This window comes from Streptomyces sp. RPT161, from assembly GCF_027533845.1.
GTDB lineage: Bacteria > Actinomycetota > Actinomycetes > Streptomycetales > Streptomycetaceae > Streptantibioticus_A > Streptantibioticus_A silvisoli_A.
Genome location: NZ_JAPZVN010000002.1, coordinates 646,328 through 670,681, shown reverse-complemented (window position 1 = coordinate 670,681; position 24,354 = coordinate 646,328). Strand labels below are relative to the sequence as shown.

The window sequence follows — 24,354 nt, the reverse complement described above, 5'->3', positions numbered from 1 at the left end:
AACGGGACGGATGGGTGTCAGGTGTTGGCGGGTCCGCCCACTTGAATTCCGGCCATCCTCGTCCACTCGTAGGGCCCGGTACGGACCTTGGCCGCGAACTCGCCGTCGAAGTCCTCATGGACGGTGATTCCGGACAGTTCCACCGCGCGCTCGGCGACGTGGTACGAGGGGGCCACCAGGTCGCCCCAACCGCCGTCCTCGCCGACCAGGACGATGCGGGTACCGGCCTCGCCGATGTACGCGATCTGGCCTTCGGCGCTGCCGCCGTGGTCGCGCGCGAAGGCGCCGATCTGCTGGGCGAGTCTGTGCGCCCGGCGCTCCGCGCGGGCGTCGGGGGTGCGGTGCGGGGCCTCGGTCTCTGCCATGAACAGAATGCTACCCGCGAGTAATCACTGCTGGAAGGCCCAACGGAAAAGGTGTCCCAGCCCACGGAAGAGGGCGGGGACACCGTGGCGGGGCAGCGGTGATCAGCGCACGAAGGGGTCCACGGCGACGACCACGAACAGTAGCGTCGCGTAGGTGATCGACCAGTGGAACAGCCGCATTTCCTTCAGCTTGGGGCCGGTCACGCCGTTCTTCGCGCGGGAGTACAGCGCGTGCGCCTCCTTCAGCCAGAAGCCGCCGAGCAGCGTGGCGGCCACCGGGTACAGCCAGCCGGTGGCGCCCAGCGGCCACCACAGGGTGAGCGAGACCAGCACCATCACCCAGCTGTAGGCGAGGATCTGCTTGGCCACCACCAGGTTGCCCGCGACCACCGGCAGCATGGGCACGCCCACCCGCTCGTAGTCGTCCTTGACCTTCATCGACAGCGGCCAGTAGTGCGGCGGCGTCCAGAAGAACAGGACCAGGAAGAGGACGAACGGCGCCCAGGCGAGTTCGTCGCGCACCGCCGACCATCCGATGAACACCTGCAGGCAGCCCGCGATGCCGCCCCACACGATGTTCTGCGTGGTACGGCGTTTCAACCACAGCGTGTAGACGAAGACGTAGTACAGGATGGCCGTGAGCGACAGCGCGGCCGACAGCCAGTTGACCAGCAGGCCGAACCAGACCGTCGAGACCACCGACAGGGAGATGCCGAATACCAGGCACTCGCGCGGCGAGACCATGCCGGTGACCAGCGGGCGCTGCTCGGTGCGGTGCATCAGCGCGTCGATGTCGCGGTCGATGTACATGTTCAGGGCGTTAGCGCCACCCGCCGACATGTAGCCGCCGACGACCGTCGTCAGCACCAGCCACAGGTCAGGTACGCCGTGCGCGGCCAGGAACATCACCGGCACCGTGGTGATCAGCAGCAGCTCGATGATGCGCGGCTTGGTCAGCTCCACGAACGCCTTGACCCGCGCCCCGAAGGGCCGGTGCCCAGGGCTCGTCCCGACGACCCCGGGGGGTCGGGTTTCGACGGCCGTCACGAACACCTCTGAGAGGAAGAAAGACCAGCAAGGCCCTCCCAGTTGTGAAGACCGGGTAAGTCCCTGCGCGTACCACGCCACTCTAGACGTTGCTGTTACGGGACCTGTCGCGGGGGGCACCCGTGTTGGCGTAGAGCCTCGTGCGTGGCGGGGAGGCGGTGCGGCGGCGACACGCAAGGTGACATTCACGCGGCCGTTCCGCGCAGTCCACCGGGCGGAAGCAGCCCCCATGGACCACGCTGGAACCGACGGGAGAGACTATGTACCGGGAATGAACAAAGTCGGCCTGCCGTTGCCTGAGACGGGGCCGAACGCCCGCCCGTACGAGGGTAGGCTCGAAATCGCCGGTGGCCGCAAGGGCTGACGGCGTTGGAGAAAATGTGGAGAGGAGCCCTGACCCAGGGTGAGCACGCAGCCGACCACCGCAGACCTCGACTGGACCGATCTGGACAAGCGGGCCGTGGACACCGCCCGGGTACTGGCCATGGACTCCGTCCAGAAGGTCGGAAACGGCCATCCGGGCACGGCCATGAGCCTCGCACCCGCCGCCTACCTGCTGTTCCAGAAGCTGATGCGGCATGATCCGGCCAACCCCGACTGGACCGGGCGTGACCGCTTCGTCCTGTCGTGCGGCCACTCCAGCCTGACCCTCTACATCCAGCTCTACCTGTCGGGTTACGGCCTGGAACTCGACGACCTCAAGTCCTTCCGCACCTGGGGCTCGCGCACCCCCGGCCACCCCGAACACGGCCACACCGTGGGCGTGGAGACCACCACCGGTCCGCTCGGCCAGGGCATCGCCAACGCGGTCGGCATGGCCATGGCCGCCCGCTACGAGCGCGGCCTGTTCGACCCCGAGGCCCCGGCGGGCGAGTCCCCGTTCGACCACACGATCTGGACCATCGTCTCCGACGGTGACCTGGAAGAGGGCGTCTCGGCGGAGGCGTCCTCGCTTGCCGGGCACCAGAAGCTCGGCAACCTGGTCGCGCTCTACGACGACAACCACATCTCCATCGAGGGCGACACCGAGACCGCCTTCAGTGAGGACGTCGCCAAGCGCTACGAGGCGTACGGCTGGCACGTCCAGCACGTCACCCAGTCCGCCGAAGGCGACCTCGACGTGCACGCGCTGTACCAGGCGCTCAAGGCCGCCCAGGCGGAGACCGAGCGCCCCTCGATGATCATCGCGCGCACCATCATCGCGTGGCCCGCGCCGAGCGCCCAGAACACCGCCGCCGCGCACGGCTCCGCGCTGGGCGCCGACGAGGTCGCCGCCACCAAGCGGGTGCTGGGCTTCGACCCGGAGCAGCACTTCGAGGTCGCCCCCGAGGTCCTGGCGCACGCGCGCGCGGTGGCCGACCGGGGCCGTGAGGCGCACAGCACCTGGAACAAGCGGTTCGAGGAGTGGCGCACCGCCAACCCCGAGCGCGCCGCCGACTTCGACCGCATCAACGCCGGTGAGCTGCCCTCCGGTTGGGAGCAGGCCCTGCCGGCGTTCGCCCCCGGCAAGGCGATCGCCACCCGCAAGGCCTCCGGTGAGGTGCTCAAGGCGCTGGGCGCGGTGATCCCCGAACTGTGGGGCGGCTCGGCCGACTTGGCCGGGTCGAACAACACCACCATCGACGCCTCGTCGTCGTTCCTCCCGGAGGGCAACCCGCTGCCGGAGGCCAGCCCGTACGGCCGCACGGTGCACTTCGGCATCCGCGAGCACGCCATGGGCTCGACCATGAACGGCATCGCGCTGCACGGCAACACCCGTATCTACGGCGGCACTTTCCTGGTCTTCTCCGACTACATGCGTCCGGCGGTGCGCCTGGCCGCGCTGATGAAGCTGCCGGTCACCTACGTGTGGACGCACGACTCCATCGGCCTCGGCGAGGACGGCCCGACGCACCAGCCGGTGGAGCACATGGCCGCGCTGCGCGCCATCCCCGGCCTGAACATGGTCCGTCCGGCCGACGCCAACGAGACCGCCATCGCCTGGCGGGAGATCCTGCGCCGCCACTCCGCCAAGCCCGCCCCGCACGGTCTGGCGCTGACCCGGCAGAACGTGCCGACGTACGAGGCCAACGAGGATGCCGCCAAGGGCGGTTACGTCCTGCTGGACGCCGAGGGCGGCCAGGCCCAGGTCATCCTGATCGGCACCGGCTCCGAGGTCCAGCTGGCCGTGGAGGCCCGCGAGGCGCTCCAGGCCGAGGGCGTCCCGACCCGGGTGGTCTCGATGCCGTCGGTGGAGTGGTTCGAGGAGCAGGACCAGGCCTACCGCGACCACGTTCTGCCGCCCAACGTCAAGGCGCGGGTGGCAGTCGAGGCCGGAATCGGCCTCACCTGGCACAAGTTCGTCGGTGAGGACGGACGCATCGTCAGCCTTGAGCACTTCGGCGCCTCCGCCGACTACAAGGTGCTGTACCGCGAGTTCGGTCTCACCTCCGAGGCGGTCGTCGACGCCGCCCGCGACTCCATCGCCGCCGCGAACCGCTGACCTCTCAACGACCTTACGAGGAGATGCAAAACCCATGACAGACGCACTCAAGCGCCTCTCCGAAGAAGGCGTCGCGATCTGGCTGGACGACCTGTCCCGCAAGCGGATCACGTCCGGCAACCTCGCGGAGCTGATCGACGACAGCCATGTCGTCGGTGTCACCACCAACCCGTCCATCTTCCAGAAGGCCATCTCCGGCGGCGACGGCTACGAGCAGCAGGTCGCCGACCTCGCCGCCCGCAAGGTCACCGTCGAAGAGGCCATCCGGATGATCACCACGGCGGACGTCCGGGACGCCGCCGACGTCCTGCGCCCGGTCTTCGACGACACCGACGGCCAGGACGGCCGTGTGTCCATCGAGGTCGACCCGCGCCTGGCGCACAACACCAGGGCCACCATCGCCGAGGCCAAGCAGCTCGCCTGGCTGGTCGACCGGCCGAACACGCTCATCAAGATCCCGGCGACCGAGGCCGGCCTGCCCGCGATCACCGAGGTCATCGGCCTGGGCATCAGCGTCAACGTCACGCTGATCTTCTCCCTGGAGCGGTACCGCAAGGTCATGGACGCCTACCTGGCCGGTCTGGAGAAGGCCAAGGCGGCCGGACAGGACCTGTCCAAGATCCGTTCCGTCGCCTCGTTCTTCGTCTCCCGGGTGGACACCGAGATCGACAAGCGGCTGGACAAGATCGGCACCGACGAGGCCAAGGCCCTGCGCGGCAAGGCGGCTCTGGCCAACGCCCGGCTCGCCTACCAGGCGTACGAGGAGGTGTTCTCCTCGGAGCGCTGGCTCGCGCTGGAGAAGGCCGGTGCCAACAAGCAGCGTCCGCTGTGGGCCTCCACCGGCGTCAAGGACCCGGCGTACCCGGACACCCTGTACGTGACCGAGCTGGTCGCCCCCAACACGGTCAACACCATGCCGGAGGCCACCTTGCTGGCCACCGCCGACCACGGCGAGATCACCGGCAACACCATCCAGGGCACCTACGAGCAGGCCAAGGCCGACCTCGACGCGCTCGCGGCGGTCGGGATCTCCTACGACGACGTGGTCCAGTTGCTGGAGGAGGAGGGCGTGGAGAAGTTCGAGGCGTCCTGGAACGACCTGCTCAAGTCCACCGAGGCGGAGCTGAAGCGCCTCGCCCCTTCGGAGGCGTGAGAACAGTGACCACCAGCGGCAATCCGCTGCGTGACCCTCAGGATCGACGGCTCCCGCGCATCGCGGGGCCGTCGGGCCTGGTCATCTTCGGGGTCACAGGCGACCTGTCCCGTAAGAAGCTGATGCCCGCGGTGTACGACCTCGCCAACCGCGGACTGCTGCCGCCGGGCTTCTCGCTCGTCGGCTTCGCCCGCCGCGACTGGGAGGACGAGGACTTCGCCCAGGTCGTGCACGACGCGGTCAAGGAGCACGCGCGGACCCCGTTCCGCGAGGAGGTCTGGCAGCAGCTCGCCGAGGGCTTCCGGTTCGTACCCGGTGAGTTCGACGACGACGACGCCTTCGAGACGCTGCGGGCCACCATCGACGAGCTGGACAAGGCCCGCGGCACCGGCGGCAACTTCGCCTTCTACCTCTCCGTACCGCCGAAGTTCTTCCCCAAGGTGGTCCAGCAGCTCAAGAAGCACGGGCTGTCGCAGGGCTCCGGGGACTCCTGGCGGCGCGCGGTCATCGAGAAGCCGTTCGGCCACGACCTGGCCAGCGCCCAGGAGCTCAACCGGGTCGTGCACGAGGTGTTCGAGCCGGTGGACGTCTTCCGGATCGACCACTACCTGGGCAAGGAGACGGTCCAGAACATCCTGGCGCTGCGGTTCGCCAACACCATGTTCGAGCCGATCTGGAACCGGTCCTACGTCGACCACGTACAGATCACCATGGCCGAGGACATCGGCATCGGCGGCCGGGCCGGTTACTACGACGGCATCGGCGCGGCCCGTGACGTCATCCAGAACCACCTGCTCCAGCTGCTGGCGCTGACCGCGATGGAGGAGCCCGGCTCCTTCCACCCCAAGGCGCTGGTGACCGAGAAGCTCAAGGCGCTGAGCGCCGTCCAGCTGCCGGAGGACCTGGGCAAGCACACCGTGCGCGGCCAGTACGCGCACGCCTGGCAGGGTGGCGAGGAGGTGCTCGGCTACCTGGAGGAAGAGGGCATCGACCCCAAGTCCAAGACCGACACCTACGCCGCCATCAAGCTGACCATCAACAACCGCCGCTGGGCGGGCGTCCCGTTCTACCTGCGCACCGGCAAGCGGCTCGGCCGCCGGGTCACCGAGATCGCGGTGGTCTTCAAGCGCGCGCCGTACCTGCCGTTCGAGTCCGGCGCCACCGAGGAGCTCGGCCAGAACGCCCTGGTCATCCGGGTCCAGCCGGACGAGGGCATCACGGTGCGGTTCGGCTCCAAGGTGCCGGGCACCTCGATGGAGGTGCGGGACGTGACGATGGACTTCGCCTACGGCGAGTCCTTCACCGAGTCCAGCCCGGAGGCCTATGAGCGCCTGCTGCTGGACGTGCTGCTCGGCGACGCCAACCTCTTCCCGCGCCACCAGGAGGTCGAGCTCTCCTGGATGATCCTCGACCCGATCGAGGAGTACTGGGAGAAGCACGGCAAGCCCGCCCAGTACCCCGCCGGAACCTGGGGGCCGGTGGAGGCGGACGAGATGCTCGCACGAGACGGCAGGAGCTGGCGCCGGCCATGAAGATCGATCTCACCAACACCACCTCCTCGAAGATCAACTCGGGTCTGATCGAGGCCCGCAGGGCCATCGGCACCCCCGCGGTGGGCATGGTGCTCACGCTGGTCATCGTCACCGACGAGGGCAACGCCTACGACGCCCTCAAGGCGGCCGGTGACGCCTCTCGGGAGCACCCGTCGCGGATCCTGGTCGTCATCAGGCGGCCGGGCCGCACCCCGCGGGACCGCGCCAAGTCCCGGCTGGACGCCGAGGTCCGGGTCGGCTCCGACGCGGGCACCGGCGAGACGGTGCTGCTTCGGCTGCACGGTGAGCTGTCCGGCCACGCCGAGTCGGTGGTGCTGCCGCTGCTGCTGCCGGACGCGCCGGTCGTGGTGTGGTGGCCGGAGGACGCCCCGGACAAGCCCGCCGAGGACCCGCTGGGCAAGCTTGCCCAGCGCCGGATCACCGACGCCGCCTCGGCCGAGGACCCGGTCGCCGCGCTGGAGGTGCGCGCCGGTTCCTACTCCCCGGGCGACACCGACCTGGCCTGGACCCGGATCACCCCGTGGCGCAGCATGCTGGCCGCGGCGCTGGACCAGAAGCACTCGGCGATCAGCGCCGCGGTGGTCGAGGGCGAGCCGTACAACCCGAGCACCGAGCTGCTCGGCATGTGGCTCGCCGACCGGCTGAAGGTGCCGGTGGAGCGCCGGGTCTCGGACGGTCCGGGGCTGACCGCGGTACGGATGACCACCGCGGACGGCACGATCTGCCTGGACCGCGCCGACGGCGCGCTGGCGGAGCTGGCGATGCCGGGTCAGCCGGACCGCCGGGTGGCGCTCAAGCGGCGGGAGACCGCCGAGCTGATCGCCGAGGAACTGCGCAGGCTGGACCCGGACGAGATCTACCGCTCCTCCGTGCAGTTCGGCGTGGACCGGCTGAACGTCCAGTCGACGCAGGAGGGTTCGGCCGGGCGGCCGCCGTCCAACGGTGCGCACAAGCCGGAGAAGAAGGCCGCGGCGCCCGCGAAGAAGGCCGCTGAGGCGCCGGGGAAGCCCGCCGACTCCGGTACGGAGAAGGCGAAGTGACCCCGCCCCAGGTCGTGGTGCACCGCGACAAGGAGCTGATGGCGAAGGCCGCGGCGGCCCGGTTGATCACCAAGGTGGTCGACGCCCAGGCCGCCCGCGGCTCGGCCAGCGTGGTGCTCACCGGCGGGCGCAACGGCAACGCGCTGCTGGCGGCGCTCGCCGAGGCGCCGGCCCGGGACGCGGTGGACTGGTCGCGGCTTGACCTGTGGTGGGGCGACGAGCGGTTCCTGCCGGAGGGCGACCCGGACCGCAACTACACCCAGGCGCGGGCCGCGCTGCTGGACGCCGTGCCACTGGATCCGGCCAGGGTGCACCCGATGCCCGCCTCGGACAGCCCGTTCGGCAATGACGTGGACGCCGCCGCGGAGGCGTACGCCGAGGAGCTGGCCAAGGCCGCGGGGCCGCAGGACCACGGCCCGGTGCCGACGTTCGACGTGCTGATGCTGGGCGTCGGCCCGGACACCCATGTCGCCTCGCTGTTCCCGGAGCACCCGGGGGTACGGGAGACGGAGCGGATGGTCATCGGGGTGCGCGGAGCGCCCAAGCCGCCGCCGACCCGTATCTCGCTGACGCTTCCGGCGATCCGGGCGGCGCGTGAGGTGTGGCTGCTGGCGGCCGGCGAGGACAAGGCCAACGCCGTCGCCATCGCACTGTCGGGCGCGGGAGAGATACAGGCCCCGGCCGCCGGGGCGCACGGCCGTGGCAGGACGCTGTGGCTGCTGGACAAAGCCGCGGCGGCCCAACTGCCCAAGCAGCTGTATCCGTTGGCGTCCGCCTGACGGAACCGACGCGAAGAGGGTCCGGGGTTGCTGCCCCGGACCCTCTTCGCGTGTTCAGATCTCGCCGCGGAGCTTCGCGAGCGCCTCGGCGAGGATCGCCTCACCGTCCGCGTCGCTGCGCCGCTCCCGTACATAGGCCAGGTGGGTCTTGTACGGCTCGGTACGCGGCGGGTCCGGCGGGTTGTTCTCGTCCTGCCCGGCCGGGAAGCCGCAGCGGGGGCAGTCCCAGGTGTCCGGGATCTGCGCGTCGCTGGCGAAGCTCGGCTGGGTCTCGTGCCCGTTCGAGCACCAGAAGGAGATGCGAAGACGCGGCGCGGACTCACCGCGCTCTGCCTCCCCCATCGGCCCCGCTCCGACCCGACTACCACGGATCGCGTTGCCACTTGCCACGGTCGTAACTCCCTGCGTGATGGTGCTGCGAGGTCGTCCAGCTTACGGGGACCGGCTCACCCCCACCACAGTGGGGAACCGCACCTGGACCCGCGGACGTCGTTCCATGATAAGCCGCTGGGGCGACGAGGCGTCAGTTATGCCCGAACGAACGGGATTGGGGCGATCTGGGTACTGTGTCCGTGAACCACCGCCCGGTACTGGAGCGTGCGGCGCGGTACCGGGCTCTCAGTGCCGGAGCCGTCAGTGCTGGAGTTTGAGCACCAGGCCGAGCCCCACGATGCAGGCGAACCACAGCAGGCCGACGATGACGGTGATCCGGTCGAGGTTGCGCTCGGCCACCGAGGAACCGCCGACAGAGGACTGCATACCGCCACCGAACATGTCGGAGAGGCCGCCGCCCTTGCCCTTGTGCATCAGGACCAGCAGCATCAGCAGCAGGCTGAAGATGATGAGGGCGATGGAGAACCCGATGACCACGGCTGGACCAACTCTCTCGGGGACGTAGTTCGATGTAGAAGGGTTCGGGGACCGGGCGGCGAGCTGCCGACCCAGTCCCCGACAGGGTACTTCGTGGCGAGTGCGTCAGCCTACTGCCTGGTCACCGAAGCGGACGATCTTGACGAACTCCTCGGCGTCCAGCGAGGCACCGCCGACCAGCGCGCCGTCCACGTCGGGCTGCGCCATGATCGCGGCGATGTTGCCGGACTTCACCGAGCCGCCGTACTGGATGCGCACCTCGTCGGCCACCTCCTGGCCGTACAGCTCGGCCAGTCGGCCGCGGATCGCCCCGCAGACCTCCTGCGCGTCCTCGGGGGTGGCGACCTCGCCGGTACCGATCGCCCACACCGGCTCGTAGGCGATGACGATGCTGCGCGCCTGGTCGGCCGGGATGTCCTTCAGGGCGCCGTCGACCTGGGCGAGGGTGTGCGCGACCTGGTTGCCCGCCTTGCGGACTTCCAGGCCCTCGCCCACGCACAGGATCGGGGTCAGCTCGTGCCGGTAGGCGGCCTTCACCTTGGCGTTGACCAGCGCGTCGTCCTCGCGGTGGTACTGGCGGCGCTCGCTGTGGCCGATGACCACGAAGGTGCACTTGAGCTTGGCGAGCATGGAACCGGAGATCTCCCCGGTGTACGCGCCCGCATCGTGCGCGGACAGGTCCTGCGCACCGTACTTGATCTTCAGCTTGTCACCGTCGACCAGCGTCTGCACCGACCGCAGGTCGGTGAACGGCGGCAGGACCGCGACCTCGACGGCCTCGTAGTCCTTGTCGGTGAGGGCGAAGGCGAGCTTCTGGACGTGGGCGATGGCCTCGAGGTGGTTGAGGTTCATCTTCCAGTTGCCCGCCATCAGCGGCGTGCGGGTGCTCAAGGTCAGTCCTCCAGTGCGGCGAGGCCGGGCAGCGTCTTGCCTTCGAGGTATTCGAGGCTGGCGCCGCCACCGGTCGAGATGTGGCCGAAGGCGTTCTCGTCGAAGCCCAGGGTGCGCACGGCGGCGGCCGAGTCGCCACCGCCGATGACGGTGAAGCCGTCGCTGTCCGCCAGGGCCTGGGCGACGGCCCTCGTGCCCCCGGCGTAGTCGGGGTGCTCGAAGACACCCATCGGGCCGTTCCAGAACACCGTCGCGGCGTCCGCGATCTTCGAAGCGAACAGCTCGCGGGTCTTCGGGCCGATGTCCAGGCCCTCCTTGTCGGAGGGGATCTGGTCGGCGTCGACCGTGACGTACTCGGCCGGGGCCTTGGTCTTCAGGTCGGGGAAGTCGTCCGCGGCCAACACGTCGACCGGCAGCACCAGTTCGACGCCGTTCTTCTCGGCGCGCGCCAGGTACTCGTTGACGGCCGGGATCTGGTCCTCCTGCAGCAGGCTCTTGCCCACCTCGTAGCCCTTGGCCTTGAGGAAGGTGTACGCCATGCCGCCGCCGATCAGCAGCCGGTCCGCCTTGGCCAGCAACTGGTCGATGACAGCGAGCTTGTCGGAGACCTTGGCACCGCCGAGCACCACCACGTACGGGCGGCGCACGTCCTCGGTGAGCTTCTTCAGCACCCCGAGTTCGGTGGCGATCAGGTCGCCCGCGGCGTGCGGCAGGCGCTTCGGCAGGTCGTAGACCGAGGCGTGCTTGCGGTGCACGGCGCCGAAGCCGTCGCCGACGTAGAGGTCGGCGAGGGCCGCCAACTCGTCGGCGAACGCGCCGCGTTCGCTGTCGTCCTTGCTGGTCTCGCCCGCGTTGAAGCGCAGGTTCTCCAGCAGCGTGACCTCGCCGTCGGCCAGGGCGGCGACGGTGGCCTTCGCGCTGTCACCCACGGTGTCGGTCGCGAACGCGACCTGCCTGCCGAGGAGTTCACCGAGCCGCCTGGCGACCGGAGCGAGCGAGTACTGCGGGTCCGGCGCGCCCTTGGGGCGGCCGAGGTGGGAGGCGACGATCACCTTCGCGCCGCGCTCGGCGAGCTTGGTGATGGTCGGCACGGCGGCCCGGATGCGGCCGTCGTCGGTGATCTGGTCACCGTCCAGCGGGACGTTGAGGTCGGCGCGGACGAACACCCGCCGCCCGGCGACCTCAAGGTCGTCGATCGTCTTCATGGTGAAGGGCTCCTAGGTCGTGGGACGGGGCCCGTACGACATGCGCGTCGTCCGGGCCCCGTCCGTCACATCTGTGCGGGGGTCAGAGCTGGCCGCCGACGAAGGCGGTCAGGTCCACCAGACGGTTGGAGTAGCCCCACTCGTTGTCGTACCAGCCGACGACCTTGACGCTCTTGCCCTGGACCATGGTCAGGGAGGAGTCGAAGGTGCAGGAGGCGGGCCAGTTGACGATGTCCGAGGAGACGATCGGGTCCTCGGTGTAGTCCAGGATGCCCTTGAGCTGGCCCTGGGCGGCCTTCTGGAACGCGGCGTTGACCTCGTCCTTGGTGACCTCGCGCTCCAGCTCGATGACCAGGTCGGTGACGGAGCCGGTGGGGACCGGGACGCGCATGGCGATGCCGTCCAGCTTGCCCTTCAGCTCCGGGATGACCAGGGCGGTGGCCTTCGCGGCACCCGTGGTGGTCGGGATGATGTTCTCGGCGGCGGCCCGGGCGCGGCGCAGGTCCTTGTGCGGGAAGTCCAGGATGCGCTGGTCGTTGGTGTAGGCGTGGACCGTGGTCATCAGGCCCTTGACGATGCCGAAGTTCTCCAGCAGCACCTTGGCCATCGGCGCCACGCAGTTGGTGGTGCAGGAGGCGTTGGAGATGACGTGGTGGTTGGCGGCGTCGTACTTGTCGTTGTTGACGCCCATGACGATGGTGATGTCCTCGTCCTTGGCCGGGGCCGAGATGATGACCTTCTTGGCGCCGGCGGCGAGGTGCTTGGCGGCGTCCTCACGCTTGGTGAAGATGCCGGTGGACTCGATCACGATGTCCGCGCCCAGCTCGCCCCACGGCAGGTTCGCCGGGTCGCGCTCGGCCATCGTCTTGAAGGTCTGGCCGCCGACGGTGATGGTGTCGTCGGTGTGGCTGACGTCGTGCTTGAGGCGGCCCAGGATGGTGTCGTACTTGAGCAGGTGCACCAGGGTCGCATTGTCGGTCAGGTCGTTGACACCGACGATCTCGAAGTCCGCACCCTGCTCAAGAGCGGCGCGGAAGAAGTTACGACCGATGCGGCCAAAGCCGTTGATGCCTACGCGGATCGTCACGAACCGATCTCCTCGTTTATGTACCGGAATACAATCCGGCTGCGCCGAATGGATGTCCCCGACCACCCACGACCCTACCTCGCCCAGGTGTCCCGGGTGACATCGAGCACGCCCCGGTTTGTGGGCAGTCGTTCCGGGGGGCGACGCGGGTGGGCACAACCGGAGTCTGGGGCGAAGCGCCCATGAGCACAACCCGCCCCCGCCCGGCGGCGGTTAGCCGACCATCTCCTCGGTGAGGTTGGACTCGGTGCCGGGAATCCCCAGGTCCGCGGCGCGCTTGTCGGCCATCGCGAGCAGCCGCCGGATGCGTCCGGCGACCGCGTCCTTGGTCAGCGGCGGGTCGGCGAGCGAGCCCAGTTCCTCAAGCGACGCCTGCTTGTGGTCCATCCGCAGCCGCCCGGCGGCGGCCAGGTGCTCCGGTACCTCGTCACCGAGGATCTCCAGGGCGCGCTGCACCCGCGCCCCCGCGGCGACCGCGGCCCGCGCAGAGCGGCGCAGGTTGGCGTCGTCGAAGTTGGCGAGCCGGTTCGCGGTGGCCCGCACCTCGCGGCGCATCCGGCGCTCCTCCCACGCCAGCACCGACTCGTGCGCCCCGAGCCGGGTCAACAGCGCGCCGATCGCGTCACCGTCCCGGACCACCACGCGGTCCACGCCGCGCACCTCGCGGGCCTTGGACGGGATGCCGAGCCGCCGGGCCGCGCCGACCAGGGCCAGCGCCGCCTCGGGTCCGGGGCAGGTCACCTCGAGGGAGGACGAGCGGCCGGGCTCGGTCAACGACCCGTGTGCCAGGAACGCGCCACGCCAGGCGGCCTCCGCGTCGCAGGTGGCCCCGGACACCACCTGCGGCGGCAGCCCGCGGATCGGGCGGCCCCTGCCGTCCACCAGACCGGTCTGCCGGGCCAGCTGGTCACCCCCGGCGACCACCCGCACCACATAGCGGCTGCCCCTGCGCAGCCCGCCTGGTGCCATCACCACCAGGTCGGAGGGGTGACCGAAGATCTCCAGGATGTCCTTGCGCAGGCGCCGGGCCGCGATACCGGTGTCCAGCTCCGCCTCGATCACGATGCGACCGCTGACGAGATGGAGCCCGCCAGCGAACCGCAGGATCGACGACACCTCCGCCTTGCGGCAGCAGGTACGGGTGACGGGTAGCCGGGAGATCTCGTCCTTCACCGCTGCCGTCATCGCCATGGGCCGATCCTTCCATGCATCCGAAAAATCCGGTCATACGCGGCGGCCAGCTGCTCGGGGTCGTGCCGCGGCCCGTCCGGGGCGGCGACCGCGGCCAGCTCGACCGTGCCACCCAGGCGCGCGGCGGCCTGGTCAAGGCTTTCGCGGTCGGGAACGGCGGCCTCATCGGCCAGCACCACGTCGATGGTGAGTTTAGGGGCGTGTCGGGCCAAAACCTCCAAGTGACGCTGCGGAGAAAATCCTTCGGTCTCTCCGGGCTGCGGTGCCAGGTTGAGGGTCAGCACCCGGCGCGCCCTGGTCTGCATCAGGGCCTCGGCCAGCTCCGGCACCAGCAGGTGCGGTATGACCGAGGAGAACCACGAGCCGGGGCCGAGCACCACCCAGTCCGCGTCCAGCACGGCCTGCACGGCCTGCGGCACCGCGGGCGGGTCCTGCGGGACCACCCGTACCTCCTGCACCTCGCCCGGGGTGAGCGCGACCGTCGCCTGCCCGCGCACCGTGCTGGTGACATCGGGCTGGGCCGGATCGTGGCCGCGTACGGTGGCCTGGAGTTCCAGCGGCACCGCGGACATCGGCAGCACCCGGCCGTGCGCGCCCAGCAGACGGCCGACCCACTCCAGGGCGGCCACCGGATCGCCCAGCTGCTCCCACAGGGCGACGATCAGCAGGTTGCCGACCGCGTGCCCGTGCATCTCACCCTTACTGGTGAACCTGTGCTGGATCACCCGTGACCAGGTGCGCCCCCACTCGTCGTCCCCGCACAGCGCGGCCAGCGCCTTGCGCAGGTCTCCGGGGGGCAGTACGCCCAGTTCGTCGCGGAGCCGGCCGCTGGAGCCGCCGTCGTCGGCGACGGTGACCACGGCGGTCAGGTCCTGGGTGATGCGGCGCAGTGCGGCGAGTGAGGCGGACAGTCCGTGGCCGCCGCCGAGCGCCACCACCTTGGGGGTGGCGCCGAAGCGGTGGCTGGTGCGGCGCAGCCGCCTCGCGGCCCTGGACGTGATCACTCGCGCCCCATGTCGCGATGGACCACAACGGTCTCCACCCCGTCCGAGGACAGCCGCCGGGCCAGCCGCTCCGACATGGCGACGCTGCGGTGCTTGCCGCCCGTGCAGCCGACGGCGATGGTCACATAGCGCTTGCCCTCCCGCCGGTATCCGGCGGCGATGATGTGCAGCAGCTCCGCGTAGCGGTCCAGGAACTCCTTGGCGCCGGGCTGGTTGAACACATAGGTGGCGACCTCGTCGTTGAGGCCGGTGAACGGGCGCAGCTCCGGGACCCAGTGCGGGTTGGGCAGGAAACGGCAGTCGACCACCAGGTCGGCGTCGACCGGCAGCCCGTACTTGAAGCCGAACGACATCACGGTGGCCCGCAGCTCCGGCTCCTCCTCACCGGCGAACTGGGCGTCCATCTTGGCGCGCAGCTCGTGCACGTTGAGGCTGGAGGTGTCGATGACCAGGTCGGCCTCGCCGCGCAGTTCGCGCAGCAGGTCGCGCTCCTGCGCGATGCCGTCCACGATCCGGCCGTCGCCCTGCAGCGGGTGCGGGCGCCGGACCGACTCGAAGCGGCGCACCAGCGCGTCGTCGGACGCCTCAAGGAACAGCACCCGCCGCTTGACGCTCTTGGTGTCCAGGTCGGCGAGCGACTCCCGCAGGTTGTCGAAGAAGCGGCGACCGCGCACGTCCACGACCACGGCGATCCGCGCCACGTTGCCCTGGGACCGGGCGCCGAGGTCGACCATGGTGGGGATCAGCGCGGGCGGCAGGTTGTCGACCACGAACCAGCCGAGGTCCTCCAGGCACTTGGCCGCGGTGCTGCGGCCCGCCCCGGACATGCCCGAGATGATCACCAGTTCCGGGATGGCCTCGGCAGCTTCGCCCGCTCCGCCCGTCGTCACCTGTGCTCCGTACGTGTCGTGGTCATCGCTGTGATTGACCTGGTTCATCTTTCCTGCCCCCGTTCAGCCGGGGCGGTCCCCTGCGTGGCCGCCAGCTCGTCTTCCATGATCTCTCCAGTGGCGGTGTTGACAGCGGGAACAGCGGGTGAAGCCTGGGCGAGCGCCGCGACGACGGCCTCCGCCGTCTTGCGTCCTATGCCCGGTACCTCACAGATCTCGTCAACGGTGGCGGCGCGCAGCCGCTTGAGCGAACCGAAGTGCTTCAGCAGCGCCTGCTTACGGGCCTCCCCCAGCCCGGCGACGGCGTCCAGCGCACCGGCCTTCATCGCCTTGCCGCGCTTGCCGCGCTGGTACCGGATGGCGAAACGGTGCGCCTCGTCCCGTACCCGCTGCAACAGGTACAGGCCCTCGCTGGTGCGCGGCAGGATCACCGGGTCGTCCTCGCCGGGCAGCCACACCTCCTCCAGGCGCTTGGCGAGGCCGCAGACCGCGATGTCCTCGATGCCCAGTTCGTCCAGCGCCCGGCGGGCTGCGGCGACCTGCGGCTGTCCGCCGTCCACCACGAGCAACTGCGGCGGGTAGGCGAACTTGCGCGGCCGACCGGTGTCCGGGTCGATCGGGCCGCCCACCGGCCCCTCGGCGTCCTCACGGGCGTCGGCGGCGTCCTGCTCCTGCCACTCCCCCGCCTTCTGCATCTCCCGCAGATAGCGGCGGAACCGCCGGGAAACCACCTCGTGCATGGCCCGTACGTCGTCCTGGCCCTGGAACGTCTTGATCTGGAAGCGGCGGTACTCACTCTTACGGGCGAGCCCGTCCTCGAAGACGACCATGGACGCCACCACGTCCTCGCCGTGCAGGTGCGAGATGTCGAAGCACTCGATGCGCAGCGGCGCCGACTCCAGGTCCAGCGCCTCGGCGATCTCCTCCAGGGCGCGCGAGCGGGTGGTCAGGTCGGAGGCCCGCTTGGTCTTGTGCAGCGCCAGCGCCTGCTGGGCGTTGCGCTGCACGGTGGCCATCAGGTCCCTCTTGTCGCCGCGCTGCGGCACCCGCAGGCTGACGTTGGACCCGCGGCGCCCGGTCAGCCACTGCGCCAGCGGCTCGACGGGCTCCGGCAGCGCCGGGACCAGCACCTCCTTGGGCACCGCGTCGCCGCTCTCCTCGCCGTACAGCTGCTGGAGCGCGTGCTCGACCAGCCCGGCGGTGTCGACGGCCTCCACCTTGTCGGTGACCCAGCCGCGCTGACCGCGCACCCGCCCGGCGCGGACGTGGAAGATCTGGACGGCGGCTTCCAGGTCGTCCTCGGCGACCGCGATCACATCGGCGTCGGTGGCGTCGGCCAGCACCACCGCGTTCTTCTCCATCGCGCGCTTGAGCGCCTCGATGTCATCGCGCAGCCTGGCCGCCTTCTCGTACTCCATCTCGGCCGCCGCGTCCTGCATCCGCCGCTCCAGGCGGCGCAGATAGGTGCCGGTACGCCCGGCCATGAAGTCGCAGAACTCCTCGGCCAGTTCACGGTGCTCCTCGGCGGTCACCCGACCCACGCAGGGTGCGGAGCACTTGCCGATGTAACCGAGCAGACAGGGGCGGCCGATCTGCTGCGAGCGCCTGAACACCCCGGCGGAACAGGTGCGTACGGGGAAGACCCGCAGCAGCAGGTCGACGGTCTCCCGGATCGCCCACGCGTGCGCGTACGGCCCGAAGTACCGTACGCCCCTGCGCTTCGGACCGCGCATCACCTGAACGCGCGGGAATTCCTCGCCCATCGTGACGGCGAGCGACGGATAGCTCTTGTCGTCGCGGTACTTGACGTTGAACCGCGGGTCGAACTCCTTGATCCAGGAGTACTCCAGCTGCAGCGCCTCGACCTCGGTGGTGACCACGGTCCACTCCACCGAGGCGGCCGTGGTCACCATGGTGCGGGTGCGCGGGTGCAGACCAGCGAGGTCCTGGAAGTACGAGGAGAGCCGCTGCCGCAGGCTCTTGGCCTTGCCCACGTAGATCACACGACCGTGCTCGTCCCGGAACTTGTACACCCCGGGAGAGTCCGGGATCTGTCCCGGCTGCGGGCGGTAGCTGGAGGGGTCGGCCATGAGGTCAACCCTACTGGCGGCCACCGACAATCCCGGCCCCGGCGGCGCGTGGGGGCGCCTCCGGGGCCGGAACGCACGGTTCGGGCTTCGTGCGGTCAGACGGTGCGGCGGGAACGGCGCAGCCTGCGGACGGCGAGGGCCGCGGCCCCGGCCAGCAGGGCGCCCGCCGCGGCGGCGGTACCGGCCGTGGCGGCCGACGTGCCGGTGGCGGCGGCCCGTTCACGCACCGGCGCCGTCGGCGCGGCCCGGCCGCCATAGCCACCGGCCTTGCCCTCGCGGTCATAGGCGGAGCCCGGCAGTTTGTCGCCGTACTCGCGGTGCACCAGCCGCTGGTAGTCGGCGAGAGTGGCACCGCCCGCGCCCACCGCGTGCCGCGCCTCGGCGTCCAGCGGCAGCACCCGGCCCGCGCGCAGCACGTACCACGCGTCGATCTGCGGCTCACGGAACACCGTGCCGGCTCCGTGTGCCTTGGTGACGTAGTCGACCTCGTCACCGCCGGTGGCGATGTTGACCACCTTCCAGCCGGAGGCCGTGCGCACCGTCCACAGGGAGGCGACCTGGCCGTCGGCTGAGACAGCCTTGCTGGCGAGGAAGTCCGGGTCGGCCACCGGTGCGCCCGCGCGTCCGGCGACGAATCCGGGGTCGAGGGTGAACACGGTGACGGTCGGCCCCGCCAGGTGCGGTTCGGACGCCGCCGCCGGGTGCTTGCCGTCGCGGTCGAAGAACCGTGAGAGCGTGGCGAGGGAGGCCGGGGCGTCCGCCGCGGCGCGCGCCTGGGCGGTCTGCGCGGCGGTGAACGGGGCAGGGGCGGACGGGGGGTCGGCGTGCGCCACCGAGGCGGCACCAAGGGTCAGCGCGGTGGCCGCCAGCACGCCCGCGGCGCAGGTACGGATCGGGTTCACGGCGTCACGCTCCGATCCCGTAGAGCGAATGGGTCCACGTGAACGAGTCGTTGCCCACGTAGTAGTTGTAATCCGCCCAGTTGTAGCGGTAGTTGGACGGCCACGGGTCTCCCCAGTACACCCAGTTGTTGGAGGTGTCGTAGCCGTACAGCACGTGCATGTGCCCGCCACCGGAACTCCACTCGATACGGGTCTCGATCGGGCGGTTGGCGTTGATTTCGCTCTGCACGGTGCTGTAGCGCAGATAACCGGTCACATACGAACCGGAGTTGATGCCCATCCAGTTCAGGGCGTTCTGCACATCGTCCAGCGCCGCCTGCCAGTTGCCGCACTGGGTGCCCTGCGGCTCGTTGAAGGCCGCGTCACAGAACTGGTTCTGGGTGTAGTCGCGGCCGAACCAGGTGGCGATGGTGTTGCCGCTGGCCGCCCAGCACCAGTTGCTCTGCTGCTGCGCCTGCATGGTGATGTTCAGCTGCTTCGAACCGCTGGCCGCGCTGGCGCCGCTGGCTGTCGCGACGCTCGCGGTCAGCACCGCGGCCAGCGCCAGGGCCGCCGCCGCGAGGCGTCTGCGACCTTGGCCACGCGGCCTGGGGTGGGGGGTTTTGAACATGGCGTTCCTCGCTGTCAGGGGCTGATGGAGGAGCGCGTCCGGACGCTGGGACAGAGCATCAGGCAGTTGTCGGGTTCAGGTCAACGAAGTTATCCACAGGGGTGGCTGGGATGTGAACGCCAGCCGTACTTTGTGAACACCACCGCCGATAACAGCTGTTACCCGGGACGCGGATACCGGTTCCGCGCGTCCGCAAGTAAACGTTCACATCACGTCACATCGACCAGCGCGGCAATGGCCGCCTGTGACAACGGTTTTCACCAGACGCGGGGAAGACACCATGGCAGCACAGCAAGGCTTACAACAAGTGAATCCGAAGGGCAATGCGGCACAGCCCGGAGCGCGCCAAACCAGCCGCCTGGAAGCCGACTTGGCCGAGGCGCTGCGCACCGGGCCCTTCCCGGTCGCACTGCGCACCGCCCTCGCCGCCCGCGGGCTGGCCCTCAACCGGGTCCAGCACCGGCTCGCCCAACGCGGCATAAGGGTCGGAGTCACCAGCCTCAGCTACTGGCAGCGCGGCATCCGGCGACCCGACCGGCCCGAGTCGCTGCGTGCCGTCACCGCACTCGAAGAGGTACTGGAGCTACCCGCGCACGCCCTGACCAGACTGCTGGGGCCGCGCACCGCCGAACAGCCGGTCGCCCGCCCCTACCGCACCGTACTTGCACCGGCCTCGGCACTCGAAGCCCTGCTCGCGGGCCTGGAGGCCCCCGCGGACGGCGGGCTGCACACCGTCGTCCACTACGAGCGGGTACACATCGGCGCCCACCGCGAACTGCTGTTCCGCGACTCGCACCACGTGGTACGCGCCCACCGCGACGGCGTCGACCGCTACCTCACCATCCACCAGGGCGACCCGGGGTGCGACGTGGAGCGAATACGGGTCACCGCGGTCGACAACTGCCGTGTGGGCAGGGTCCGTCGGCACGCCGACTCGGGGGTGGTCGTCGCGGAACTCCTCTTCGACGCCCGGCTGCGCACCGGCGACACCGCGGTACTCGGCTACCGCTTCGAAGACGGCACCGGAGCACCGTCCGACGAGTACGTCCGGGGCTTCACCTACGGCGGCGGCGACTACGTCCTGCAGATCGCCTTCGCCCGCGAAGCACTGCCGGTCCGCTGCCGCCGCTTCACCCGCACATCTCCGGGTGCCGCCCGCACCGGGCTGGTCGAGCTGACGCTCAACGCACACAGGACGGTGCACCTGGTGGAACCCGAGGTCCGCGCAGGCGTGCTTGGCATCACATGGGACTGGGATTGAGGCGCGCACCCCCAGCCCCGGAAACCGCATGAGCGCCACTGCGCACGGTGGGGGTGGGGGGTGGGGGGCGAGGGGGGGACGGCCCCCAACCCATGCAGCCGCAGCCCACCGTGCGCAATGACTCAAACGGCGAAGGCCAAACGGCTGGGTGTGAGGGAAACCCCTACCCAGCGACGAGCTTGCCTCCCTGCACTCGCACCGCCACCTCCGGCAGCGGCGAGGCCGCTGGCCCCTGCTCGACCGCGCCCGTCAGGGCGTTGAAGCGGCTGCCATGGCAGGGGCAGGAGATGACCGTGCCCTCGACGTTGTCCACCACGCAGCCCGCGTGCGTACAGACCGCGCTGAACCCCTTGTACGTCCCCTTGGACGGCTGTGCGACGACAACCTTGTCGTCGCGAAACAGCTTGGCGCCGCCAACCGGGATCTGGTCGGCCGCCCCCAGCTCGGTGGGCGAGGTCGGCGCCGACGACGACGTACCGCCGCCGGAGCAGGCGGTAAGGCCGAGACCAGCCACTCCGGCGAGGGCTGCGCCCTGGAGCAGGGTGCGGCGGCAGGTGGGCTGTTCAGTCATGGTGAAGCTCTCCGCGCTCGTTACCAGGACGCGCGCGGCAGTGTGCGCACGTACTCGCTGACGGGCGGAACGCGCCGCGTCAGCGAGTCGTACCCTACGCCCCGCCGATATGAGCTACCGGTCAGCCCTTGCCGCCGGTGCGCTTGCGCGGCGCGGGCACCTTCTTGGTCGCGGTGGCCACGGCCCGCCCGGCAGCCGTCTTCTTGGCCGCGCTCGCGGTCTTCGCGGCTCCCGTGGTCTTGGCCGCGGTCGCGCTCTTGACCCGCTTGGCGTTCTTCGGGGTACTGGAACCCTCGCCCGCCGACGACGCGCGCCGCCTGGTACCGGACCCGGACTGCGGGGAGCTGTCGCTGACCCGGTCGCCCAGGATCTCCCGGAGGAACTTGCCGGTGTGGCTGGACGGCACGCTGGCGACCTGCTCGGGGGTGCCCTCGGCGACCACCAGGCCGCCGCCGCTGCCGCCTTCGGGGCCCATGTCGACCACCCAGTCAGCGGTCTTGATCACATCGAGGTTGTGCTCGATGACGATGACCGAGTTGCCCTTCTCGACCAGTCCGGACAGCACCTTGATCAGCTTGCTGATGTCCTCGAAGTGCAGACCGGTGGTGGGCTCGTCCAGTACGTATACCGTGCGCCCGGTGGAGCGCTTCTGCAGTTCGCTGGCGAGCTTGACCCGCTGCGCCTCACCGCCGGAGAGCGTGGGCGCGCTCTGCCCGAGCCGTACGTACCCCAGGCCCACGTCGTGCAGGGTGCGCAGGTGTCGGGCGATGGCGGGCACCGCCTCGAAGAACTCCAGTGCCTCCTCGATCGGCATGTCCAGCACCTCGGCGATGGACTTGCCCTTGTAGTGCACCTCCAGCGTCTCGCGGTTGTAGCGGGCGCCGTGGCAGACCTCGCACGGGACGTAGACGTCCGGGAGGAAGTTCATCTCGATCTTGATGGTGCCGTCGCCGGAGCAGTTCTCGCAGCGGCCGCCCTTGACGTTGAAGGAGAAGCGTCCCGGCAGGTAGCCGCGGACCTTGGCCTCCATCGTCTCCGCGAACAGCTTGCGGATGTGGTCGAAGACGCCGGTGTAGGTGGCGGGGTTGGAGCGCGGGGTCCGGCCGATGGGCGACTGGTCGACGTGGACCACCTTGTCGACCAGGTCGTCGCCGTCGACCCGGGTGTGGCGGCCCGGAACCGCGCGGGCACCGTTCAACTCCCGTGCCAGGTAGGTGTACAGGATGTCGTTGACCAGCGTGGACTTGCCGGATCCGGAGACGCCGGTCACGGCGGTGAACACACCGAGCGGGAACGACACCGAGATGTCGCGCAGGTTGTTCTCCCGCGCGCCATGTACGGTCAGCTTCCGCTTGGGGTCGACGGGTCGACGGACGTCCGGTGTGGCGATCTCCCGCTTGCCGGCGAGGTACTGGCCGGTCAGCGACTCCTTGTTGACGAGCAGCTTGTCCAGCGATCCGGAGTGCACGACCTTGCCGCCGTGCTCGCCCGCGCCGGGGCCGATGTCGACGACCCAGTCGGAGGTGCGGATGGTGTCCTCGTCGTGTTCGACCACGATGAGGGTGTTGCCCAGGTCGCGCAGCCGCACCAGGGTCTCGATCAGTCGGTGGTTGTCCCGCTGGTGCAGGCCGATGGATGGCTCGTCCAGTACGTACAGCACGCCCACCAGGCCGGAGCCGATCTGGGTGGCCAGCCGGATGCGCTGTGCCTCGCCGCCGGAGAGGGTGCCCGCCGCGCGGTTGAGCGAGAGGTAGTCCAGGCCGACGTCGACCAGGAACCGCAGCCGCTCGTTGACTTCCTTGAGCACCCGCTCGGCGATGGTCTTCTCTCGCGCGGTGAGCTTGAGTGAGCGCAGGAACTCGGCGCAGTCGCTGATCGACATGGCCGAGACCTCGGCGATGGAGCGGTCGGCGACGGTGACCGCCAGGACGATCGGCTTGAGTCGGGTGCCGTCGCAGGTGGGGCAGGGCACCTCGCGCATGTAGCCCTCGAAGCGCTCCCGGCTGGAGTCGGTCTCGGCTTCGGAGTGGCGCCGCCGGACGAACGGGATGACGCCTTCGAAGGCCGTGGTGTAGGAGCGCTCGCGTCCGTACCGGTTCCGGTAGCGCACCGCGATCTGGGTCTTGTGTCCGTGCAGCAGTGCCTTCTTGGCGCGCTGCGGCAGTCCGGCCCAGGGGATGTCGGTACGGAAGCCGAGCTCGTCGGCTAGTGCGCCGACGAGCCGGGCGAAGTAGTCCTTGGTGTGGCCGAGCGACCAGGGGGCGAGCGCTCCCTCGTCGAGGGACTTCTCCTCGTCGGGGACGATCAGCTCGGGGTCGACCTCCATGCGGGTGCCGATGCCGGTGCAGTCGGGGCAGGCGCCGAAGGGCGAGTTGAAGGAGAAGGAGCGGGGCTCCAGTTCCTCGAAGGACAGGTCGTCGTACGGGCAGTAGAGGTGCTCTGAGAACATCCGCTCACGCTGCGGGTCGCCCTCCGGCAGGTCCACGAAGTCGAGGATCACCATGCCGCCGGACAGGCCGAGCGCGGTCTCCACCGAGTCGGTCAGCCGCCGCTTGGCGCTCTCCTTGACGGTGAGGCGGTCCACCACCACCTCGATGGTGTGCTTCTCCTGCTTCTTGAGCTTGGGCGGATCGGTGAGCTGAATCGTCTTACCGTCCACCCGGGCCCTGCTGTAGCCCTTGCTCTGCAGGTCGGCGAAGAGGTCGACGTACTCGCCCTTGCGCTCCCGGACCAGCGGGGAGAGGACCTGGAAGCGGCTGCCCTCCTCCAGCTCCAGCACCCGGTCGACGATGGCCTGCGGGGACTGCCGGGAGATCGGGCGGCGGCACTCCGGGCAGTGCGGCCTGCCGATGCGGGCGAACAGCAGCCGCAGGTAGTCGTAGACCTCGGTGATGGTGCCCACGGTCGAGCGCGGGTTGCGCGAGGTGGACTTCTGGTCGATCGAGACGGCCGGCGAGAGGCCCTCGATGAAGTCGACGTCGGGCTTGTCCATCTGTCCGAGGAACTGCCGGGCGTAGGAGGAGAGCGACTCAACGTAGCGACGCTGGCCCTCGGCGAAGATCGTGTCGAACGCGAGGGACGACTTGCCGGAGCCGGAGAGCCCGGTGAAGACGATGAGCGAGTCCCGCGGGAGGTCCAGTGAGACGTTCTTGAGGTTGTGCTCGCGAGCGCCGCGGACAGTGAGTCGATCGGCCACGCCGGTCCGTACCTTTCGTAGAAACGGAGGGGCAGCACCCCCCGATCAGCGTAGCCGGGGCGCCTTCCGTTCTTCCTGTCGAATTCTTCGAGTCTGTCATCTACGTGCTTCCATCGAGCTTATAGCACGCGCATTCGAATTACGGCCGCCTCGTGCCACGTTCACTC

Annotated in this window: 21 protein-coding genes; 6 read left to right on the top strand and 15 right to left on the bottom strand. The window is 69.8% G+C overall.

What is annotated here, in order from left to right; translation table 11 throughout:
* Positions 1-17: 17 nt before the first annotated feature.
* Together O5O46_RS07630 and O5O46_RS07625 are read right to left on the bottom strand one after the other, a co-directional pair.
* Positions 18-365 (bottom strand): hypothetical protein, encoded by a 348-nt coding sequence (locus tag O5O46_RS07630; RefSeq protein ID WP_269854467.1) that lies wholly within the window; start codon positions 363-365, stop codon positions 18-20.
* Positions 366-467: 102 nt separating this feature from the next.
* Positions 468-1,412 (bottom strand): heme o synthase, encoded by a 945-nt coding sequence (locus O5O46_RS07625; RefSeq protein ID WP_269854466.1) that lies wholly within the window; start codon positions 1,410-1,412, stop codon positions 468-470.
* A 403-nt stretch (positions 1,413-1,815) separates the two neighbouring features.
* Here O5O46_RS07625 and tkt point away from each other — a divergent pair, with 403 nt between their 5' ends.
* The 5 genes from tkt to pgl are packed head-to-tail and all read left to right on the top strand — an operon-like array spanning position 1,816 to position 8,419.
* A complete protein-coding gene (gene tkt, locus O5O46_RS07620; protein WP_269854465.1) occupies positions 1,816-3,894 on the top strand; it encodes a transketolase in 2,079 nt (692 codons plus the stop codon).
* Between the two features lie 34 nt (positions 3,895-3,928).
* Positions 3,929-5,047 (top strand): transaldolase, encoded by a 1,119-nt coding sequence (gene tal / locus O5O46_RS07615; protein WP_269854464.1) that lies wholly within the window; start codon positions 3,929-3,931, stop codon positions 5,045-5,047.
* Between the two features lie 5 nt (positions 5,048-5,052).
* Positions 5,053-6,579 (top strand): glucose-6-phosphate dehydrogenase, encoded by a 1,527-nt coding sequence (gene zwf / locus O5O46_RS07610; protein ID WP_269854608.1) that lies wholly within the window; start codon positions 5,053-5,055, stop codon positions 6,577-6,579.
* Positions 6,576-7,640, top strand: a complete 1,065-nt coding sequence (opcA, locus tag O5O46_RS07605) for a glucose-6-phosphate dehydrogenase assembly protein OpcA (protein WP_269854463.1) — start codon at positions 6,576-6,578, stop codon at positions 7,638-7,640. The genes zwf and opcA overlap by 4 nt, the downstream gene beginning before the upstream one ends.
* Entirely contained in the window at positions 7,637-8,419 is a 783-nt protein-coding gene (pgl, locus tag O5O46_RS07600) for a 6-phosphogluconolactonase (protein ID WP_269854462.1), read from the top strand. The genes opcA and pgl overlap by 4 nt, the downstream gene beginning before the upstream one ends.
* Before the next feature lie 54 nt (positions 8,420-8,473).
* On the opposite strand, the gene O5O46_RS07595 is transcribed toward pgl, so the two are convergent.
* The 11 genes from O5O46_RS07595 to O5O46_RS07545 form a co-directional block, all read right to left on the bottom strand.
* The gene (locus O5O46_RS07595) at positions 8,474-8,809 is read right to left on the bottom strand and encodes an RNA polymerase-binding protein RbpA (RefSeq protein ID WP_109450932.1); all 336 of its coding nucleotides are present in this window, start codon (positions 8,807-8,809) and stop codon (positions 8,474-8,476) included.
* Positions 8,810-9,052: 243 nt separating this feature from the next.
* Complete coding sequence (secG, locus tag O5O46_RS07590) at positions 9,053-9,289, bottom strand: preprotein translocase subunit SecG (RefSeq protein ID WP_255930986.1); 237 nt, start codon at positions 9,287-9,289, stop codon at positions 9,053-9,055.
* A gap of 105 nt (positions 9,290-9,394) precedes the next feature.
* Positions 9,395-10,180, bottom strand: coding sequence for a triose-phosphate isomerase (gene tpiA, locus O5O46_RS07585; protein WP_269854461.1), 786 nt, complete (start codon positions 10,178-10,180; stop codon positions 9,395-9,397).
* A 2-nt stretch (positions 10,181-10,182) separates the two neighbouring features.
* Entirely contained in the window at positions 10,183-11,385 is a 1,203-nt protein-coding gene (locus O5O46_RS07580) for a phosphoglycerate kinase (protein ID WP_269854460.1), read from the bottom strand.
* Positions 11,386-11,467: 82 nt separating this feature from the next.
* A complete protein-coding gene (gene gap / locus O5O46_RS07575; RefSeq protein ID WP_269854459.1) occupies positions 11,468-12,472 on the bottom strand; it encodes a type I glyceraldehyde-3-phosphate dehydrogenase in 1,005 nt (334 codons plus the stop codon).
* 213 nt (positions 12,473-12,685) lie between these two features.
* Complete coding sequence (gene whiA / locus O5O46_RS07570; RefSeq protein ID WP_109450922.1) at positions 12,686-13,663, bottom strand: DNA-binding protein WhiA; 978 nt, start codon at positions 13,661-13,663, stop codon at positions 12,686-12,688.
* Positions 13,654-14,667 (bottom strand): gluconeogenesis factor YvcK family protein, encoded by a 1,014-nt coding sequence (locus tag O5O46_RS07565; protein ID WP_391858385.1) that lies wholly within the window; start codon positions 14,665-14,667, stop codon positions 13,654-13,656. The genes whiA and O5O46_RS07565 overlap by 10 nt, the downstream gene beginning before the upstream one ends.
* Positions 14,664-15,605 (bottom strand): RNase adapter RapZ, encoded by a 942-nt coding sequence (gene rapZ / locus O5O46_RS07560; RefSeq protein WP_255930981.1) that lies wholly within the window; start codon positions 15,603-15,605, stop codon positions 14,664-14,666. Before rapZ ends, O5O46_RS07565 begins: the two co-directional genes overlap by 4 nt.
* On the bottom strand, positions 15,602-17,647 hold the full coding sequence (gene uvrC / locus O5O46_RS07555; RefSeq protein ID WP_269854458.1) for an excinuclease ABC subunit UvrC: 2,046 nt from the start codon (positions 17,645-17,647) through the stop codon (positions 15,602-15,604). The genes rapZ and uvrC overlap by 4 nt, the downstream gene beginning before the upstream one ends.
* A gap of 95 nt (positions 17,648-17,742) precedes the next feature.
* Positions 17,743-18,549, bottom strand: coding sequence for a hypothetical protein (locus O5O46_RS07550; RefSeq protein ID WP_269854457.1), 807 nt, complete (start codon positions 18,547-18,549; stop codon positions 17,743-17,745).
* 4 nt (positions 18,550-18,553) lie between these two features.
* On the bottom strand, positions 18,554-19,159 hold the full coding sequence (locus tag O5O46_RS07545) for a papain-like cysteine protease family protein (RefSeq protein WP_269854456.1): 606 nt from the start codon (positions 19,157-19,159) through the stop codon (positions 18,554-18,556).
* Between the two features lie 370 nt (positions 19,160-19,529).
* Here O5O46_RS07545 and O5O46_RS07540 point away from each other — a divergent pair, with 370 nt between their 5' ends.
* Positions 19,530-20,420: a hypothetical protein gene (locus tag O5O46_RS07540; protein ID WP_269854455.1), complete on the top strand. Its 891-nt coding sequence runs from the start codon at positions 19,530-19,532 to the stop codon at positions 20,418-20,420.
* A 163-nt stretch (positions 20,421-20,583) separates the two neighbouring features.
* Here the strand turns inward: O5O46_RS07540 and O5O46_RS07535 are convergent, their stop codons facing one another.
* Positions 20,584-20,991, bottom strand: a complete 408-nt coding sequence (locus O5O46_RS07535) for a Rieske (2Fe-2S) protein (RefSeq protein ID WP_269854454.1) — start codon at positions 20,989-20,991, stop codon at positions 20,584-20,586.
* A 121-nt stretch (positions 20,992-21,112) separates the two neighbouring features.
* On the bottom strand, positions 21,113-24,187 hold the full coding sequence (gene uvrA, locus O5O46_RS07530) for an excinuclease ABC subunit UvrA (protein ID WP_269854453.1): 3,075 nt from the start codon (positions 24,185-24,187) through the stop codon (positions 21,113-21,115).
* Positions 24,188-24,354 lie beyond the last annotated feature (167 nt).